The 16,032-nt window shown below is 43.0% G+C and carries 16 protein-coding genes; 4 read left to right on the top strand and 12 right to left on the bottom strand.

From position 1 onward, the window contains the following. Window positions 1-2 precede the first annotated feature (2 nt). The 5 genes from AC5SLM_RS13450 to AC5SLM_RS13430 form a co-directional block, all read right to left on the bottom strand. Entirely contained in the window at window positions 3-1,625 is a 1,623-nt protein-coding gene (locus AC5SLM_RS13450; protein WP_495251488.1) for a toll/interleukin-1 receptor domain-containing protein, read from the bottom strand. Between the two features lie 14 nt (window positions 1,626-1,639). Further along, window positions 1,640-6,028: a tetratricopeptide repeat protein gene (locus tag AC5SLM_RS13445; protein WP_495251487.1), complete on the bottom strand. Its 4,389-nt coding sequence runs from the start codon at window positions 6,026-6,028 to the stop codon at window positions 1,640-1,642. Window positions 6,029-6,113: 85 nt separating this feature from the next. Then, complete coding sequence (locus AC5SLM_RS13440) at window positions 6,114-6,761, bottom strand: hypothetical protein (protein WP_495251486.1); 648 nt, start codon at window positions 6,759-6,761, stop codon at window positions 6,114-6,116. Between the two features lie 83 nt (window positions 6,762-6,844). Beyond that, a complete protein-coding gene (locus tag AC5SLM_RS13435; RefSeq protein WP_495251485.1) occupies window positions 6,845-7,789 on the bottom strand; it encodes a helix-turn-helix transcriptional regulator in 945 nt (314 codons plus the stop codon). Window positions 7,790-7,941: 152 nt separating this feature from the next. Then, window positions 7,942-8,394, bottom strand: coding sequence for a DUF2628 domain-containing protein (locus AC5SLM_RS13430; protein WP_495251484.1), 453 nt, complete (start codon window positions 8,392-8,394; stop codon window positions 7,942-7,944). A gap of 159 nt (window positions 8,395-8,553) precedes the next feature. On the opposite strand from AC5SLM_RS13430, the gene AC5SLM_RS13425 reads away from it, so the two are divergent. From AC5SLM_RS13425 to AC5SLM_RS13410, 4 genes are all read left to right on the top strand, one after another. Beyond that, window positions 8,554-8,952 (top strand): hypothetical protein, encoded by a 399-nt coding sequence (locus AC5SLM_RS13425; protein ID WP_495251483.1) that lies wholly within the window; start codon window positions 8,554-8,556, stop codon window positions 8,950-8,952. Window positions 8,953-9,021: 69 nt separating this feature from the next. Then, the gene (locus AC5SLM_RS13420; protein ID WP_495251482.1) at window positions 9,022-10,416 is read left to right on the top strand and encodes a type IV secretory system conjugative DNA transfer family protein; all 1,395 of its coding nucleotides are present in this window, start codon (window positions 9,022-9,024) and stop codon (window positions 10,414-10,416) included. Beyond that, the gene (locus AC5SLM_RS13415; protein ID WP_495251481.1) at window positions 10,403-10,687 is read left to right on the top strand and encodes a hypothetical protein; all 285 of its coding nucleotides are present in this window, start codon (window positions 10,403-10,405) and stop codon (window positions 10,685-10,687) included. The genes AC5SLM_RS13420 and AC5SLM_RS13415 overlap by 14 nt, the downstream gene beginning before the upstream one ends. A gap of 123 nt (window positions 10,688-10,810) precedes the next feature. Continuing rightward, window positions 10,811-11,047: a hypothetical protein gene (locus AC5SLM_RS13410; RefSeq protein WP_495251480.1), complete on the top strand. Its 237-nt coding sequence runs from the start codon at window positions 10,811-10,813 to the stop codon at window positions 11,045-11,047. 36 nt (window positions 11,048-11,083) lie between these two features. Here the strand turns inward: AC5SLM_RS13410 and AC5SLM_RS13405 are convergent, their stop codons facing one another. The 7 genes from AC5SLM_RS13405 to AC5SLM_RS13375 form a co-directional block, all read right to left on the bottom strand. Next, window positions 11,084-11,209, bottom strand: a complete 126-nt coding sequence (locus tag AC5SLM_RS13405; protein ID WP_495251479.1) for an ankyrin repeat domain-containing protein — start codon at window positions 11,207-11,209, stop codon at window positions 11,084-11,086. A 26-nt stretch (window positions 11,210-11,235) separates the two neighbouring features. Continuing rightward, complete coding sequence (locus AC5SLM_RS13400) at window positions 11,236-11,511, bottom strand: helix-turn-helix domain-containing protein (RefSeq protein ID WP_495251478.1); 276 nt, start codon at window positions 11,509-11,511, stop codon at window positions 11,236-11,238. An 11-nt stretch (window positions 11,512-11,522) separates the two neighbouring features. Beyond that, window positions 11,523-11,933, bottom strand: a complete 411-nt coding sequence (locus tag AC5SLM_RS13395) for a type II toxin-antitoxin system HicB family antitoxin (RefSeq protein WP_495251477.1) — start codon at window positions 11,931-11,933, stop codon at window positions 11,523-11,525. 247 nt (window positions 11,934-12,180) lie between these two features. Then, on the bottom strand, window positions 12,181-13,410 hold the full coding sequence (locus AC5SLM_RS13390; RefSeq protein ID WP_495251476.1) for a Fic family protein: 1,230 nt from the start codon (window positions 13,408-13,410) through the stop codon (window positions 12,181-12,183). A gap of 248 nt (window positions 13,411-13,658) precedes the next feature. Continuing rightward, window positions 13,659-14,171 carry a M48 metallopeptidase family protein gene (locus AC5SLM_RS13385; protein ID WP_495251475.1) on the bottom strand — a complete coding sequence of 171 codons (513 nt, stop codon included), beginning with the start codon at window positions 14,169-14,171 and terminating at the stop codon, window positions 13,659-13,661. A gap of 13 nt (window positions 14,172-14,184) precedes the next feature. Next, window positions 14,185-15,384 carry a sensor histidine kinase gene (locus AC5SLM_RS13380; protein WP_495251474.1) on the bottom strand — a complete coding sequence of 400 codons (1,200 nt, stop codon included), beginning with the start codon at window positions 15,382-15,384 and terminating at the stop codon, window positions 14,185-14,187. Then, window positions 15,341-16,003, bottom strand: a complete 663-nt coding sequence (locus tag AC5SLM_RS13375; RefSeq protein ID WP_495251473.1) for a response regulator transcription factor — start codon at window positions 16,001-16,003, stop codon at window positions 15,341-15,343. The genes AC5SLM_RS13380 and AC5SLM_RS13375 overlap by 44 nt, the downstream gene beginning before the upstream one ends. Window positions 16,004-16,032 lie beyond the last annotated feature (29 nt).

Genomic DNA, 16,032 nt, shown 5'->3' with positions numbered 1-16,032 from the left:
TTCTAATTCCAAATCGATGAGGCTTTTACATGTAGCTCTTTGATGGTATCGCCACTAAGCCACTTGAAGGAGCTGTTTTTTTCTAAAGGTGTGAACTTTTTTTGGTTTAAGATGTCTGAAACGGACTCTATGTAGATTGCTAGGCTATGTTCATCCTTTACATGTATGAACATAAACAGATACACATTGTTCCAGTTGCTTTGGTATTTTTGTGCTTGCCTGTATAGGTCTCCGCCTTTTTGTACTGCTTTTTCAAAAAGAGAGCTATTGGCGTAACTTCTGTATTTTACGTCCATGAGGTAGGCGTTTATCATCTCGTTTTTATCATTGAGCTTGATAACAAACAAATCGGGTGATGTCATAAAACGCTTGATTGTGTCTGAGGCATTTATGTCTTCTAGCACGGAAGTCTTTTGAATGAAAGATATAGAATTGCCCAGAATATTTTCTGCGCCAAACTTTTGCACCACCAGTTCATTTTTGCTCAAAAAAACTTCCGCCAGAGTTTCGGCTATCCTGCCATCGTAGTTTTCATAATCCACGCTGCTTTGTAGCTTTGCGTCATAGCGGATGGCCTCAAAAGCCTTTTCAAAACCTATGTAACGACCGCCTTTTATGCCCTCAATATCGTCTTTGCCAAGCCCCCACCATGATGGAAACAAAGAGTAATTAAGATACAAGCTTGGCATCTGCTCACCCTCTTGGTATTTTCCCACAAGAGGCATTGAGTAGGTTTTTGGTTCAAACTTTGGCGGCGTTTTAACATAAAGGTAAAAGAGCAAACTTAAGCGCTTTGATGCTTTGCTGCGAAATAGACTCGCCAAATGAGATTTGAGCGTAAAGTCAATATCATCTTCTTCTATAAGCTCTTCTGGCTTTTTTAAATCCTTGAGCACTTTTTTTAATTCATCCTCATTCCATAGTACCTTTCTAGCTTCCCAAAAAAAGTTTGATTCGAGTGTCTTAAAATACGAAGAGGCTTGGGGATTTTCTAGGATTTTTGCATTGACTATCATAGAAACACCTTCTTTTTTAACATGAAAGCAGTTTGCCTCTAGGTAGTTTAATACGCACTCCCTCCATTTGGGGTTTTTGTGCAAGTGTGCCTTGACTTCAGTAAGCTCTGCCCAATCCACACTGCCTTTTGCTTGAACTTCATAGCCCATTTCTTTGAAATGTTGCAAAGCAAAGGTTTGTATGTTTTTTGTATTGAGTTTTTTTGTTTTATCATCTTTTACACCAATCTGTTTCTTCAGATGGGCAATGAATTTTTCAAAATTCTCTTTCCCGTTTTCAAAAAGATCTACATATTGGCAACCGCTTAGCCAATACTCCATCGCCTCTTGGGGCTCAATGTCCTCTATCCGCAAAGGAAAAATGGGCTTTTTGTAGCGCAGGGCCAAGTCCAACTCCCTTTGTACATGTACGGACTCTTCAGAAGATTTTGAATACAAAAGCACGAGGCATTGAGAGGATTGAATGGCGCTTACAATGTCTTTAGCATAGTTACCGCCAGCTTCAATAGAACGGTTTGAATACCAAACATCGAACCCTTCTTCTTTTAATCTTTGATGAGCTCTATCGGCTTCCTTTTGGTTTTTACTTGAAAAAGATAAAAATACCACTCATTCTCCTTAATTTATTCATGCAATTTGCACATAGGCTCATCACCAAATATCTCTTTTAATTGTTTCACCAACTCTTTCATCTGCTCATCGTAGGGGATTTTTGGAGATGCTTTGGCTAACCCGATGAGCATAGCGCCCTGATCGGATTCTTGTAAATTGTCCATGTGTACACCAAAAACCTGTCTGAAAATACTCTCGGCTTTTGGGCTTAGTTTTACAAAATGTAGGGCATTGTAAAGATGAACTAAAGCAATCTCATCACTACTTGAGTGAATCGCCATACCTTTGGCAAGGTAGAGGAGCGTGGTGAGGGGCTCGTCAAATTCTTCTTGGCTTGAATCTGCACCCGAGCTTCCTTCTAATTCTCTTTTTACATGTAGATAGTTTCCTTTCCGTCCTTGTGTCAAAGAGTGCTCTTCTCCAAAGTGCTGTTTGGCTATTTCATAAGCATCTTGAAACATCTCCAAAGCCTGCTCTTTTTTGTCTTGATGATAATAAGACATAGCTAAATTATTTAAGCTTCTAGTGTAATCCTCTGCCCAGCGCTCGGGGTTTGTTTGGTACAGCGCCCTTCTTATTTCTAATGCTTCTTCAAAAAGCCGTATGACTTCATCTAAGCGGTTGGAGTTGTAATAAGAAAAAGCTAAATTATTTAAGCTTGTAGTGTAACGCTCTGCCCAGCGCTCGGGGTTTGTTTGGTATAGTGCCATTGTTATTTCTAATGCTTCTTGCTCAAGCCCTATAGCTTCTTCTAAGCGGTTAGATTTTTTATAAGAGCTAGCTAAACCATTTAAGCTTGTAGTGTAAAGCTCTGCCCAGCGCTCAGGGTTTGTTTGGTACAGCGCTCTTGTTATTTCTAATGCTTCTTCAAAAAGCCCTATGGCTTCATCTAAGCGGTTGGATTTGTAATAAGAGGTAGCTAAATTATTTAAGGTTAAAGTGTAATCCTCTGCCCAGCGCTCTTTGTTTGTTTGGTACAGCGCCCTTGTTATTTCTAATGCTTCTTTTTGGAGCTCTATGGCTTCATCTGAGCGGTTAGAGTTTTGATAAGAGGAAGCTAAACTATTTAAGCTTGTAGTGTAATCCTCTGCCCAGCGCTCTTTGTTTGTTTGGTACAGCGCTCTTTTTATTTCTAATGCTTCTTTTTGGAGCCCTATGGCTTCATCTAAGCGGTTGGAGTTGTAATAAGAGAAAGCTAAATTATTTAAGCTTGTAGTGTAATCTCCTGCCCAGCGCTCGGGGTTTGTTTGGTACAGCGCTCTTCTTATTTCTAATGCTTCTTCTTCAAACTTTATGGCTTCATCTGAGCGGTTAGAGTTGTAATAAGAGCTAGCTAAATTATTTAAGCTTGTAGTGTAAAGCTTTGCCCAGCGCTCTTTGTTTGTTTGGTACAGCGCCCTTGTTATCTTTAATGCTTCTTCTTCAAGCCCTATGGCTTCATCTAAGCGGTTAGAGTTGGAATAAGAGGAAGCTAAATTATTTAAGCTTCCAGTGTAAGGCTCTGCCCAGCGCTCGGGGTTTGTTTGGTACAACGCCCTTCTTATTTCTAATGCTTCTTCTTGGAGCCCTATGGCTTCATCTAAGCGGTTAGATTTTTTATAAGACATAGCTAAATTATTTAAGCTTCCAGTGTAAAGCTCTGCCCAGCGCTCAGGGTTTGTTTGGTGCAGCGCTCTTGTTATTTCTAATGCTTCTTCAAAAAGCCCTATGGCTTCATCTAAGCGGTTGGATTTGTAATAAGGGGTAGCTAAATTATTTAAGCTTGTCGTGTAATCCTCTGCCCAGCGCTGTGGGTTTTGCCTATGGGCCCATCTGTAAAGATTAAGCTCACACTCTTTGAAAAAGAGCATAGTGTTGTACTCTTGTTGACTAAGTCCATCGGCGTGTTTCCCAACATGGGCCTGTGTATCTTCTTGGGCCTTGAGCGTACTATGAGCGATCTCTACTAGCGCATCTTTTCCTTCACCATCAAGCGTGGCGTCCAAAAGGCTGTTGAGCTGGTTGATTAAAAAGATGCTTTGCAGGGCATGACGGAAAGCATACGCTCCTTCTAGGAGCGGGTAGCGCTTGAGGATTTCATAGATTTCATCCATGATGGCGTAGTGCTCAGGGGTGGGCTCTGTAGCATCTTCTTTTTGGTAGAGTTTAGTTTGAAGTGGTTGAAAAAGTTGGTTGTCTGAGCCTTGGAGCTCTTTGAGCAGGGTTTGGACGATTTGTGAGTGAAAAGGCACTCCAAGAAGGGCAGAAAAAAGCAGTGCATTGACCGCAGCATTGCCGTGGGATTTAAAATGCGCCCTAAGAAGCTCAAGACGCTCTTCTAGTACAGCATAGCCCATGAGTGTAAAGCCACCAGGAAGTGGTACGGCGCTAAGAGAGTCGTGGTATTTTTCTTCTAATGCTTTAAAAGCAATAGTGATATTGTCTTTAAATGCTTCTAGCCCTTGAGTCACAGCCAGAGGGTTTTGAGCAATAAGTGGCGTGGCCTCTTTTTTGTAAAAATTCGGATCACACAAGAGGTTAATCGTCTCCACCGCAAAAAGAGTGTTGATGGTTGGCTCTTCTTTTGCAATATGGGTCAAAACAGCCCCTGCAAATGCTTCGTAGTACTCATCCGAAGGCGCCTTAATGGCTTTTTTAATCAAAACCTTCATGGTTTCTTTGTCAAACCCTTGGAGGATAATATCACACACCGTAAAATCATGGCTTTTTGGTTCACTGGCTCCTTTGACGCCAGTTTGTTCAAAGAGTGCTTTAGTATGGGCGGCATTGGCTCCTAAGTCTTGGTAAATCTTGGCCGCGTCACTAGGGCGCAAAGAAGCTAGGATATAGGGATGAAATCTTGGTATAAAGTGCTTTAGCAGGTACTCGCAAGCAGTCTCATCAATCCACTGCAAATCATCAACAAAAAGCACAAGAGGTTGCTCTTTGGACGCAAGGGTGAGTAGCTTGGTGATGGCTTGGTTGAGCTTGGCAAACTGTTCTTCTTTTTGGCTGGGCTTGTCGCTCTTGGCGCCTTCGTCTTTGAGCATAGAAATGTTGCTATCAACTTGGCTTCGCTCGTAAGTACTTTTGACGATCTTGAAAGCTTTTTCAACCCCAAAGATATCCATAATACTCTCGGCCACCCCTTGTGTTGTTGCCTTTTCTTTGATGCCTTCTATTGCTTTTTCTGACCAGTTTTTAAGTGTTTCAATGCGCTTTGCTTCTTCTAGGATGCTTTGCTCTAGGGCGCTAAGCCCTGTGGCTTGAGAAGAGTGGCCTACTTCATTGACGATGTTGAGTTGCACTGTACGTTCTTCTTTTTTCTTTCCCTGTAATGCGATGGCTTTGAGGTGGGTTTTAACAAGAGAGGTTTTCCCAATGCCTGGTTCGCCTTGTATTACCACAAAGGTTGTTTTATCGAGGGCTTTTGCCTCAAAAAACCCTTTGAGGGCTTTTAGCTCCTTTTCACGTCCTACAAACATGGAGGATTTGATAGCCACTATAGGCAGATCACTACTCGGGCGCTCTAGCATGCCGTAGCGCTGCGCAAAGCGGCGCTGTTCATCCAGAAGCTGCTTGGCTTTCGTGTACTTTTGAGGGGCTGGCTCATAGGGCTGGAAGCTCTCATCTTCGTACATGTAAACGACACTAATGCCAATGTGCTTCTCTTCGTCTTTATGGTACTTGGCAACCGAGAGCAAAAGAGAGAGTAGTCCCAAAGAGGCATCATCTAACTTGTGGGGATTTTTAATGAAGATAAGCTTGGGGCTGTCTTTTGTGCAAGCAAGCAATAGCTTAAGCACCAGACTAAAGATCTCTTGAGGGTCTTTGGTGCTTGAGAGTGCGCCTAAAAAAACAGCAAGCTCATTTTTCTCTTTTACATGTAAGGGCAGTGTTTTTTCTAAAATGTCACTGAGATTGTAGGTATGTGCTTGTTGTAGTTTGGTCTCGATTTGTTTGATGGCATCTTCGGCGCCTTGTGTTGTGGCGCCTAGGTCCACCAGCTTATCTATGCCATAGTCCATCATCTTTCCCAACACAAACTCAACTCCTTTTTCAAGGCTCTGGCCAAATACACCCTGTAGTGCCCCGCCACCAAAAAGCGAGAAAACTGCCCCAGCCGCATTTTTACCAATTTCTTTAGTTTGAAGTTCTTTAAAAAGTGGACCAAGAGCGTCTAACAAGGTGTTAAGTAGTGCAAATCCCTCTTGCTTGCCACCCTCTAGACTTAGGATATTGGTATGTCCCTCTTTAGCTGTAGTTTCGTAAACTGACTGCGCAACCAAGAAAGAGAGGAGATGGTTTGAATCTTCTTTTTCGACAGAGAAAGCTTGGATGTCTTTACATGTAAGCTCCATAAGCAAAGGGGTGGCACAAGACCTAATAAGGTCATGGGTGTAGTTTGTAAGAAGCTCCATATAACAATCCTTTTTCTTAGTGTGTATGATGTAATAAAAAGAGTCTCGATGTAGCCATTGACCCCATGAGAGTTACTTTTGTTTTCTAGGAATCTTCTTCCATTGATCCGCTCTCCAAAGCAATCTTAATATGCGTTTGCAGTACTTTAAAAAAAGCATCTTTGTTTTGCTTTTCACACTCTTTTTTAAGTGCTTCTACAAGGTCTTGGGTAGATTCGTTTCGGCTGTCTAGGAATTCAATGTAGGGGTTTAGAAAAAGTGGCTCTTCTCTTTTTACGACCTCCCTTGCAACATTGACCAACACGCGCTCACCACAATAATTCACTTCGGCAAAATCTGGCTCTGGCGCAGACCAACCAAACTCCTCATCCTCTTCTCCATACTGCTCCTCTTCGTCACTATCGTATTCCTCGTATTTGTCGTATTCGCCCTCGCGAAGATAAACATCAAAAGAATATAAAATACCAAAAGTGTAATCAACTGCTTGGATTTCCATCTCAGAAAGAGGGGAGCCATCAGACTCATCATATAATTCATGAAGTGTATCCAGATCATCCAGATCAGCAAACAAAAGAAAGTTTTCTTTAGCATACTTTTCAAAATCAATATTATGGACATAGGCGTACTCCTTAGAATCAAAACACGTTGAGCACTCCATATACAAAACAACCACATTTCTATCATCATTGTAGGTTAAAACACCATTATAACTATCGCACTCGTGTTCATACATCTTAGCTCCTTTTTTTGTTTATTGTGTAAATTAATTGAACATTTACTAGTCTTGGACAAAACCCCATCAATGGCCCTACCCCATCAGCGCTCAGGCGCATGTTCTTTCTCCAAAAGCGCCACATAGTCTTTGAGCTCTTGGGTGATGCGGTTACGAAAATGGGCAGGTTTTAGTACCTTGATGTGAGGCAGCCACGCCTTAACAAGGTTGTCTAGGTCTTCATCGTGAGAGATTTCAAACCTTACATGTAACGAACCATCCTCATAGGTTTTTATAAGCTCTTGCGAGGAAAGGTGCTTGCGCAAGGTAAAGAAGTGGGCGATGCACGCATCTACCCTAACCTCCACATCAAAGCTATTTCCCTCGTCAAACCATGCCGTGTGAACGCCCGCTAAAACTTTATCAATATCAGCAGGCCTTTGAAAACGCTCAAGGGCTTGGGCCAACTCTTTGAGCTTGGCGATCGTAAAAGAGCGTGTCTTGTTGTCGCTCGTGTCTTTGGCAAACAGATACCAAATCCCATCAAAGTTCACGATTTTATAAGGCAAAGCACGCACGGGCCTGTTTTTGTACACAAAGGTAAGAACAATGCACCGCTCCACTGCTTCTTCTAAAATACGCATGGTAGGATGGGTCAAATCAAGCGCCTGCGCTTCAAGCGGCTTGATGAAGTAGTGGCTTTGAAAACCGGTGCGGATCATCTTTTTTAAAAGCCGCTCAGAGAGCTCTTTGAAACTGCCTTGGGTGTTTTTAAACTGCGAGAGTGCAAGACTTAAGAGCAAGAACTCTTCGTGATGCTGGAGTTGCGCGTACCCTAGCTTAAACCCATCAATAAACTGCAAATGCCCCTGCGGGGTTTTTTCAATGGGAAAGTTGTGCAATCTTTGGTAAATGTCTCGCTGGATGGTGCGTGGACTCACGTTGAACTCTTGGGCAAGTTCCAAGATGGTAGGAAGTCTGTTCTCATGCAACATACCTAAAATCATCACAATCCGCTCGATGGTTTTATCGTGTTCACTTAAGGACACTTTGTCTCCTTGTGCATTAGTGCTAGAAAAGCGTGCGACAAGAAGATGTCGCCATGTTGAAGCGAGGTATTATCTGTAAAAAAAACTTCAAGAGTGCTTTTTTCTGCACAGCATTTATCCCAAAAGAGAAAAAGCAGGGTTTCCCCTGCTCTTTAGAACAGGGACATCACACCCAGAGCTACAATTAGCCCAAAAACCACGAAGACTCCATAAACAACAGGAACCCATGTGTTTACACCTCCAAGCTGGCGCATTGTCTCAATCTGCTTCTCCTTGGACTCCACAGTTCTTTCGATGGTCTCTTTCTTCTCAAGAAATGTTTTATAGACAAAGTACGGCGCTAGTCCGCCTTGGCAAATGAGCAAGATAAGCCCACCAAAAGGGATTATCGATATGAAAATACTAATCACAAACAGCACAGCTGCTGGAATGTATGTTTTTCGGTAAAGAAGAAAAAACGCCCCACCAAAAAACGCCCACCAGCTCCACACCCATCCTATCTTGCTCACGCCATTAACATCGTACCGTGCAAATGCCTCTTTGTACCATTGTACCTTTTCGGGTTTCCCCACAAAAGCCTCCACCATTGCTGCACTGTGTGCCATCTTTCACTCCTTTTTGTAAGTTTACATGTAAGCTTGTGGCCCCATGCTTGATGGTGAAATCTTACAGGTGCCTAGCGACAGGATGTGTCGCGCTGCTAGGTTTGTGGTTTTTTTCTCAACCGATGGTAAAATAGCACCTACTATTTAAAGGAAAAACAGATGCCAAGAGATTTGCTTAAAGAGTACGATGAAGCCTATAGAGTAGGCAGAGCGCAACTGATTGCTAGCCATTACGAAGAGATTGTGGGTGAAGTGCATCGTTTTTTTCAAGAACGGGTCATTGTGCAGATAGCTCCTTCTTTACATGTAAGAGAGATTGTTAAGTTTGACTACATGACCAACCTAAAAGCCAACGGCGATAAGCATTTGTGGATAGACTTCATGGACACAGAAGGGGCCAAGCACCACTTTGAAGCCATTCGGTTGCCAGACATGGAAGAGTACTGCACTCTTGATGGCGCCTCCCATGAGTACAGTCCAACGTTGACAAAAGCGTGCATCGGCGAACTTGCCAACCGTTGCTTGGGTATTTTTCGCAGAGGATACGACAAGCCCTAGCAACCCCTTGCGACACATCCTGTCGCTTAGATGTTTTATGCTTCCTTATTTATTTTAAAGGAGGCTTTTATGGCTGGCTTTATCATTACACCGCTTCAAGAAAAAAGCCCTATTGTTCCGAGTGATTTTCGCCACGCCATGTGCGTAGGTGAAACAGGATGCGGTAAAACCACATCGTTTATCCTTCCCAACATCAAAGACCGACTCAGTAAAGACCATGGCTTATTTGTTCTAGACTACAAAGGCACTTTGCATCAGCATGTTAAAGCCCTCGCTTTAGAGGCAGGTCGCATTGGCGATGTTGTTGAGCTTGGTGTACCTTGGGGTGGAAGCTTTGGTTTTTTAAAAGGAGTAAGCAAGCAGTTGCTTTTAGAAGGCTTGGAGTGTTTAACAGGGGAAGAACAAGAGAAGTTTTGGTCAACAGCCTCTTTCTCCTTGATTGGTCTGTTGTTTGAGAGCATGGAGCTTATGGACCATTTAAGCCAACTTGGCAATACTGTTGCCATAGAGCGCAAAAATGCTTACAGCCTCTCTTTGCATCACCTTATTGCCATCACCCAAGGCCGAAAAGAGCTTTTAAAATTTTGCGCTCAGATGGAGCTTTTTTGTAGTGCTTTTAACAACACAGCCCTTGCAAACTACTACCTAAAGTCCCACCATCGCACCTTTGCACTTTTGTATCAGTATGTTGCTCTTTTAAAAACACACCATGAGCGCATCAATGCTTTTGTACAAACCGTTGATGACGAAAAACCCTCATCGGGGTCTGGCGGGGTGCTGTTTCAAGTGCGCAACCTTCTTCTCTCGCTAGATTCCCTCTCTTTTCACGGGCAAGAGGATTTGGTAGAAATGTTAGAAGGTGGGAAAATCGTGCTTTTGCGGTGCGATAGTTATCCGCCTCGTGTAGCTCAGGTGCTAATGCATCTTTTGTACACACGCCTTGCAAAACGCCTTACATGTAACCGTCCTGTTTCTTTGTTTATGGATGAATTTCAGCGCTCTTTGACCAAGAACTCTTTGCCTTTTGTGGATGTGTTTCGCGAGAAAAATGTGGAGCTTATTGGGGCGCTTCAAAACATGGAGCAACTTGAGATTGTCATAGGAGAAAAGGAGTCTTTGGCCTTCATGGGCAATGTAGTACACCAATACACCTACGCGCCAGAGGCCATGTTCTCCTGTGAATATCAGGGCAAAAAGACAAAGGCTATCCCCTTGTTCTTGGAAAAAGAGGAGCTTAACACGGCGCAACTTGTTTGGCAAAAAACGCTCAGTCCCTTGTTGCAACCAGAGGAGAATTGGGCCTATGAAGCAGCTTTGGGCTCCCACACGTGCTTGGTGCGCCACACAAAGACCGGCCACACCAAAACCCTACACCTATTGCGCGATACGGAGGCGTTTGAAGATTTTTTGAAACATGTTAAACCCAGTGGAATAAAACAAAGGAGTCTTTATGAGTGCGCGTAATTATGAAAAAAACATTCAGGCCATGCTAAATATTATAGAAACCATAACACGGCAAGCCATTGGCGCAAACAAATCGGTCTCAGAGGCCGTTGAGCCCTTTATTAAGATTGTGTACTCAAACCCAAGCTTGGATGTGACAGAGTTTAAAGATAGGATTAGAGACACCATCACAGAACAACTCTACCAACAAAACCCACAACGCTACATGCAGCACCTTGGGGAGATTGAGGCTATGTTTGAGAGGCATTGTGAAGAAAGAATAAACAAATAAGAGGTGATGGGTAATGAACACAGGGTTTTCCTGTTGTATAATTACGCCCATCTAACGTTTCGTACATCTCCAGTAAATTTTTGAAATCTGGAGCTTTACCCATCAAACCCAAAAGGATTCGATATGAAAAAATGTGTCATTTTTCTACTTCTGGTATTTACAGCTTCTTTTGCAGAAAAACCTTGGAATACTTTTACCCATTCAAAACCATCTTCTGAAAAAGATAAAGAAATTGTTAAAGAATATGTTAATAAAATTATTAAAGCAAATTCTAACAAGAAAGAAGAAAATCCATATAAAATGAAACCAATTGAATGGGATTATACCAATTCAATACACAAAACAACTCCAAATCAATAAAGATAAAAAATAACAAATGATTGCCCGTTCTTCTTGCTAAAGCGGAGCAGGCAATGGCGCCCCCGCTTTGCAGAGGAAATCAGCGGTCTCAACGTGGCCTCTTCGCAAAGCCTCGTGAAGTGGAGTGCGACCATCTTCATCTGTTGCATTTTTGGGTGCCAATAGAAAAATCTTTTTTGGATTCTACTCTAAGCAGCTATACTAATATCAATTTTTTTATTGAAAGTCTTAGAGACTTTTTGCAAAAAATCAATCCCCACATTAACAGAACCATTTTCAATTCTACTAATAACGGCTTGAGTAGTTCCAAGCTTTTGCGCTAGTTCGGATTGGGTTAACTTGTATTGCACCCTGATGCCCACTAAAATATCAATTATCTTATAACGAAACTCTTTTGCTTCATATTCGGCTTTAAATGCTGGGTCTTGTAGTGACTCTTTGAGATGTTTTTTAAAATCATCCATTTTGTATCTCCCTAGGCCCCTACAACGCCCCTGAGCCCACTCTCGATTAACGCACTTCGGCTTACATGTAACTCTTTTGCTCTTTTATCAGAAAGTGCTAGCAAATGCTCATCAATGGTGATATTGATTCTTTTGACCTTGCCTTTGACAAGCTTGCTTAAAAGCAATTGGTCAGGCTCCACAAAAGCTACAAAATTACCCTTTGCTTCTTTTTGAATTGCCTCTGCATCAAAAGAAGGTGCTGGCTCTTTATCTTCTATCATTCCGCTTACATGTAACGTGAGGGCTTCTTTCGTGTTTTTGATAGCTTCGTCAATATCTTTTCCATAACTCACGCACCCTGCAAGGTTTGGAATATAGGTAGAATACCCCTCGCTCGTTTTTTCCAAAATCACGGGATAAGATTTTATGAATTCAACCATTTTTCAAACTCCTCTTGAGAGATTTGCATCTGTTTTAAGATGCTTTTTTGGGTGCCAATAGAAAAATCTTTATCTTTCCAACCAGATTTTAGGTTTTATTGGAATTATGGTGGTTTATTGTAAAAATGGGTTTCAAACCCGATGTCTGGGCGGTTGAGCGTTTGGAGGCAGGTTCGATTCCTGCACCTTCTCGCCATTTTTCTGAGTGTTCTCTCTTCTTTGAGGTTTTTAGAAAACGGTTTTCTCGCTATGTTTTTGAACCTACCCGTACCCCAGTTTCGATGAGATTTGGAATCAAATCTGGAAACAAGAACGTTCCCATATGTGAAGTGAAATTTATTTTTAAAGCCCCTTTGACACTCGGAGAGGAAAGCATTTCATCTTTAAGCATCCAGCCTATCAAGCTAGTAGACTGGCGATCACCCAGCCCAGTAATGATTTGGACTTCCCCTCGTTTTATCTCCCCTTTTAACAGCAGCTCTTTTAAGACAGCTTCAACGCCATTAGGAATTTTACCTTTTGCGCCAATTTGAACTCTTTTTTGGGCACAAAAATACTCAATTCTCAAAGCCAAAGAGTCAAGCCCTAAACAGTTGTGCATATAATCAATTTGATCTAAACACGTATCTAGCATAAAAGAGACAAACGCATGAAGATACTTTTCCGAGAGAACACCTCTGCCATCGTGTGCGTCTAATTTTGGAGAATCCGCATACCTCAATGCTCTTTTATACTCTTTGATATTTCGAGCAAGCCCTCTGGAGATATTCCAAAGACCGTATCCTTCTCCAAGAATTGTTCCAAGCAGTGCATCCAATATAAGCCTAGAGGTCCTTCCATTGCCATCAGGAAAGGGGTGAGCCCATGCTAGACGGTGGTGAAATGCAAGAGCGCTAATAAGCCGTGAGGATTTAAAGTCAACATCTCTTAATTTATACAAATGCAACATTTGATGCATAAGGCTTTCAAGTGTTTCATAGGTGGGAGCAATATGGTCCCCAACCGCCACGTCAATATCTCTAAGGGCTCCTGGACGCATTGCATAGAAGAATTTATCCTCTCTTTCAATGTTCAAAAAAGACTCCATCCCAAGTTGAGAGTAAAAATTCTTATGGGTGTGTAAAATAGTAGGCAGATCAAAAAAATTCGGCTTCCCGCTACTAATCATTTTTTCCATCTCGAGCTGAGTCTGGATATAAGCCAAAGCGAGCCTTTGTAAGCGTTGATTCTTCGCATCATCCGAAAACTTGCTTTTCATAGCTTTTTCTATGTCGACAGGATGAGTGTCTTCGGCTTCAATTTTATTAGAATAAAAACAATTCACGATACGCAATAATTGTTTAATAGCATCAACAATAATAGGTGATGTAGTCCCTCTTAGCATTGCAGTTTTGTAAATGACCTCGTCGGCTTTTTCAATAAGATCACGATGGTCTTGTCCAGAAAGTGTTTGGGGGTAAATTGGTGTAAAGTTCATGTTGCTTCTTTAGTGCGGATTTAATTTTATTGAATTATAGCCTATTTTAAGCGCTTTAGAAAACATTTAACCACACCAAAATGCGGATGTTAGTGCGGATTTAAGATTGAAAGCAAAATCTGGCTATATTGTTGCCAAATTCCATAAATATTATACATTTACTGCGGATTTTATATGAGCACAAAAGCACTACTATTTAGATATTTATTAAGAAGTATTTCTTTTTAACTGCGGATAAAATTGCGGATTTAAGGTTTATCGCTTAACCAATCCTTTTTCTCCACCGCGCGCACCACCAACCACGCGCGAAAGTCAAACTCAACTTGATGATACGAGGGTAAAAGATGGGCGCAAAACTGGTAAAAGGCTTTGTCGTGCTCTTTGGATTTAAAGTGGGCCAACTCGTGCACCACAATCATCTCCAAAAAGGCTTCGGGGGCGGTTTTGAACACCGAAGCGATGTACACTTCGTTTTTAGCCTTTAGCTTTCCTCCTTGCACGCGCGAGACAAAACGGTGGAGTCCTAGGGCGTTTTTTACCACGTCGATTTTAGCATCATAGGCGACTTTGCTCAGGGGTGGAAATTTTTTAAGATGGCGCTGTTTGAGGGCATTGACGTAGGAAAACAAGGCTTTGTCATCGTTGATGGCGTGCTGGGTGGGGTATTTTTTCTCCACATACTCGCGCAAGGTGCCTGCCTCAAGGCGTTGACGCACGGTTTCTTGAAGGTGAGAAGGGTAGTGCCCAAGAAAACGCAACAAAAAAGCTTCCATCTTAAAACAGCACTTCAAAGGTCGCGCCCTCGTTCTCTTTTGAGGCGATGCGCAAGGTAAAGCCATTGGCATGGCAGATGGTATTGACGATGTCTAGCCCGATGCCAAACCCGCCTTTGTCGGTGTTGGCGCGCTTGTAACGTTTGAGGATGTGGGGCAGGTGCTCGGGTGCGATGCCCACGCCTGTGTCGGAGATTTTTAACCCCTTAGAATCAAGCGTTAGGGTGATGCTTCCACCCACACGGTTGTATTTGATGGCATTAGAGAGAAGGTTGTCGATGAGTTTTAGCATGCTCTCTTTGTTTACATGTAAAGAGACAGGGGTTAACTCGCTCTTGCAGTGGAGCTTTTTACTACTGATAAAATCCCCAAAATACTCCAACCGCTCTTCCACGAGGGCGCACAGGTCGAGGGTGGTTTTTTCCTCGTCGGTTTTATCATGCAGCAACATGTAGCTGAGGTTACCATAGAGCGTAGCGATGCGCCTTGCACTGAGTTCTAGCCGTTTGCGCTTTTTTTCTTCCACCTCACCAAGAGAGCGAATGCTCATCAAAATGGCCGTGATGGGGGTGTTGAGCTCATGGGTCGAGTCTTTGATGAAGCGGTCAAGGTGGGCGATTTGTTCTTTGATGGGCTTTAAAAACAGCTTTGCTAGTACCACGCCAAGGCCAGTGGCAAACACAAGGCTCAGTCCCACCCAAAGGCCCATGCTCCGCTGCACAGCGCCTAGCAAACGGGCGATCCCCTCTTCTTTAACCACCACATACTGCACCCCAAGGTGCCCCCTCGCACTTTGGTCAAGGGTGTAAAAGGCATCGTTGTGAAAATAAAATTCCCGTGAAAAATCCACCGCTTCAAGAAAACTTCCCGCCATGGGCGTGGTCTTATCGCGGTAAAGTGCTAAAGTAAACCCCTCTTCAAGCTCAAAACATTGGGCAAGTGCGCCCTCTTCTAAGCACGCAGGCAACGCCACCTCGCCCATCATGTGTGCCCTGACGATGTTGTGAGAGATAGAAGCGGCCAAAGAGCGCAGTTGCAAAGCGTGGTTTTCATGCAGATTGCGCACTTGCAAGGTGGTTGCCATCCACCCAAGCACGCCAATAAACAGGTACATGGAACCCAGATAAATGACCAAAAAACGCGCTAACGAGCGTTTTTCATAGGCACTTAAAGCGATACCCCACCCCTTTAATGTTTTCAATCATCCGCTCAAGACCGTAACTGCGCAGGGTTTTGATGTAAGTGCGCACGGTGGCATGGGTGGGCACTTCTTCAAAGCGCCACACCTGTTCAATAATCTCCTCAAAACGCACGATGCGCTCTTGGTTGGCGAGCAAATACGCCAGCAATTGCGCCTCTTTGTTGCGCAAAGGATGCACCGCTTCGGGCCCAATGATGCAGAGATTTTCAGGGTCATACACGTGACTTGCCCCAAGGTCTACCCGCGAGGAGTGGCCGATGGCATGAAGCTTTTGCGTCCGTTTGATGCGGCTTAGCAACTCTTCTAGGTCAAAGGGTTTTTTCAAATAATCCTCCGCCCCAAGGGCAAACCCTTTTTTCACTTCGCTGATTTGGTTTAAAGAGGTGATAAAAAGCGTGGGAATGCGCATGCCTGCTTCATTGAGCGCACTTAAAAACTCAAAACCATTGAGCGAGGGGACATTGATGTCCAAAAGCAAGATGTCATAAGGTGTTGAAAATACCGACTCCAACGCCTCTTTTCCATCATAAAAAGGCGTTACATGTAAGCCATTCTCCACCAAGAACTCTTCAATGATTTCGCTTAAAACCGGATCGTCTTCAAGTAGGAGTAGTTTCATGGAGGTATTATACACCGTGTCTGACCCAA

The sequence above is a fragment of the Sulfurospirillum sp. HTRB-L1 genome, assembly GCF_059415125.1.
This window is presented reverse-complemented; position numbering and strand designations above follow the sequence as displayed.

Coding starts and splice junctions, on each gene's coding strand:
- AC5SLM_RS13390 (WP_495251476.1), bottom strand. CDS start 13,410: ATGAACTTTACACCAATTTACCCCCAAACACTTTCTGGACAAGACCAT.
- AC5SLM_RS13400 (WP_495251478.1), bottom strand. CDS start 11,511: ATGGATGATTTTAAAAAACATCTCAAAGAGTCACTACAAGACCCAGCA.
- AC5SLM_RS13425 (WP_495251483.1), top strand. CDS start 8,554: ATGCCAAGAGATTTGCTTAAAGAGTACGATGAAGCCTATAGAGTAGGC.
- AC5SLM_RS13430 (WP_495251484.1), bottom strand. CDS start 8,394: ATGGCACACAGTGCAGCAATGGTGGAGGCTTTTGTGGGGAAACCCGAA.
- AC5SLM_RS13410 (WP_495251480.1), top strand. CDS start 10,811: ATGAAAAAATGTGTCATTTTTCTACTTCTGGTATTTACAGCTTCTTTT.
- AC5SLM_RS13440 (WP_495251486.1), bottom strand. CDS start 6,761: ATGTATGAACACGAGTGCGATAGTTATAATGGTGTTTTAACCTACAAT.
- AC5SLM_RS13375 (WP_495251473.1), bottom strand. CDS start 16,003: ATGAAACTACTCCTACTTGAAGACGATCCGGTTTTAAGCGAAATCATT.
- AC5SLM_RS13420 (WP_495251482.1), top strand. CDS start 9,022: ATGGCTGGCTTTATCATTACACCGCTTCAAGAAAAAAGCCCTATTGTT.
- AC5SLM_RS13415 (WP_495251481.1), top strand. CDS start 10,403: ATGAGTGCGCGTAATTATGAAAAAAACATTCAGGCCATGCTAAATATT.
- AC5SLM_RS13445 (WP_495251487.1), bottom strand. CDS start 6,028: ATGGAGCTTCTTACAAACTACACCCATGACCTTATTAGGTCTTGTGCC.
- AC5SLM_RS13395 (WP_495251477.1), bottom strand. CDS start 11,933: ATGGTTGAATTCATAAAATCTTATCCCGTGATTTTGGAAAAAACGAGC.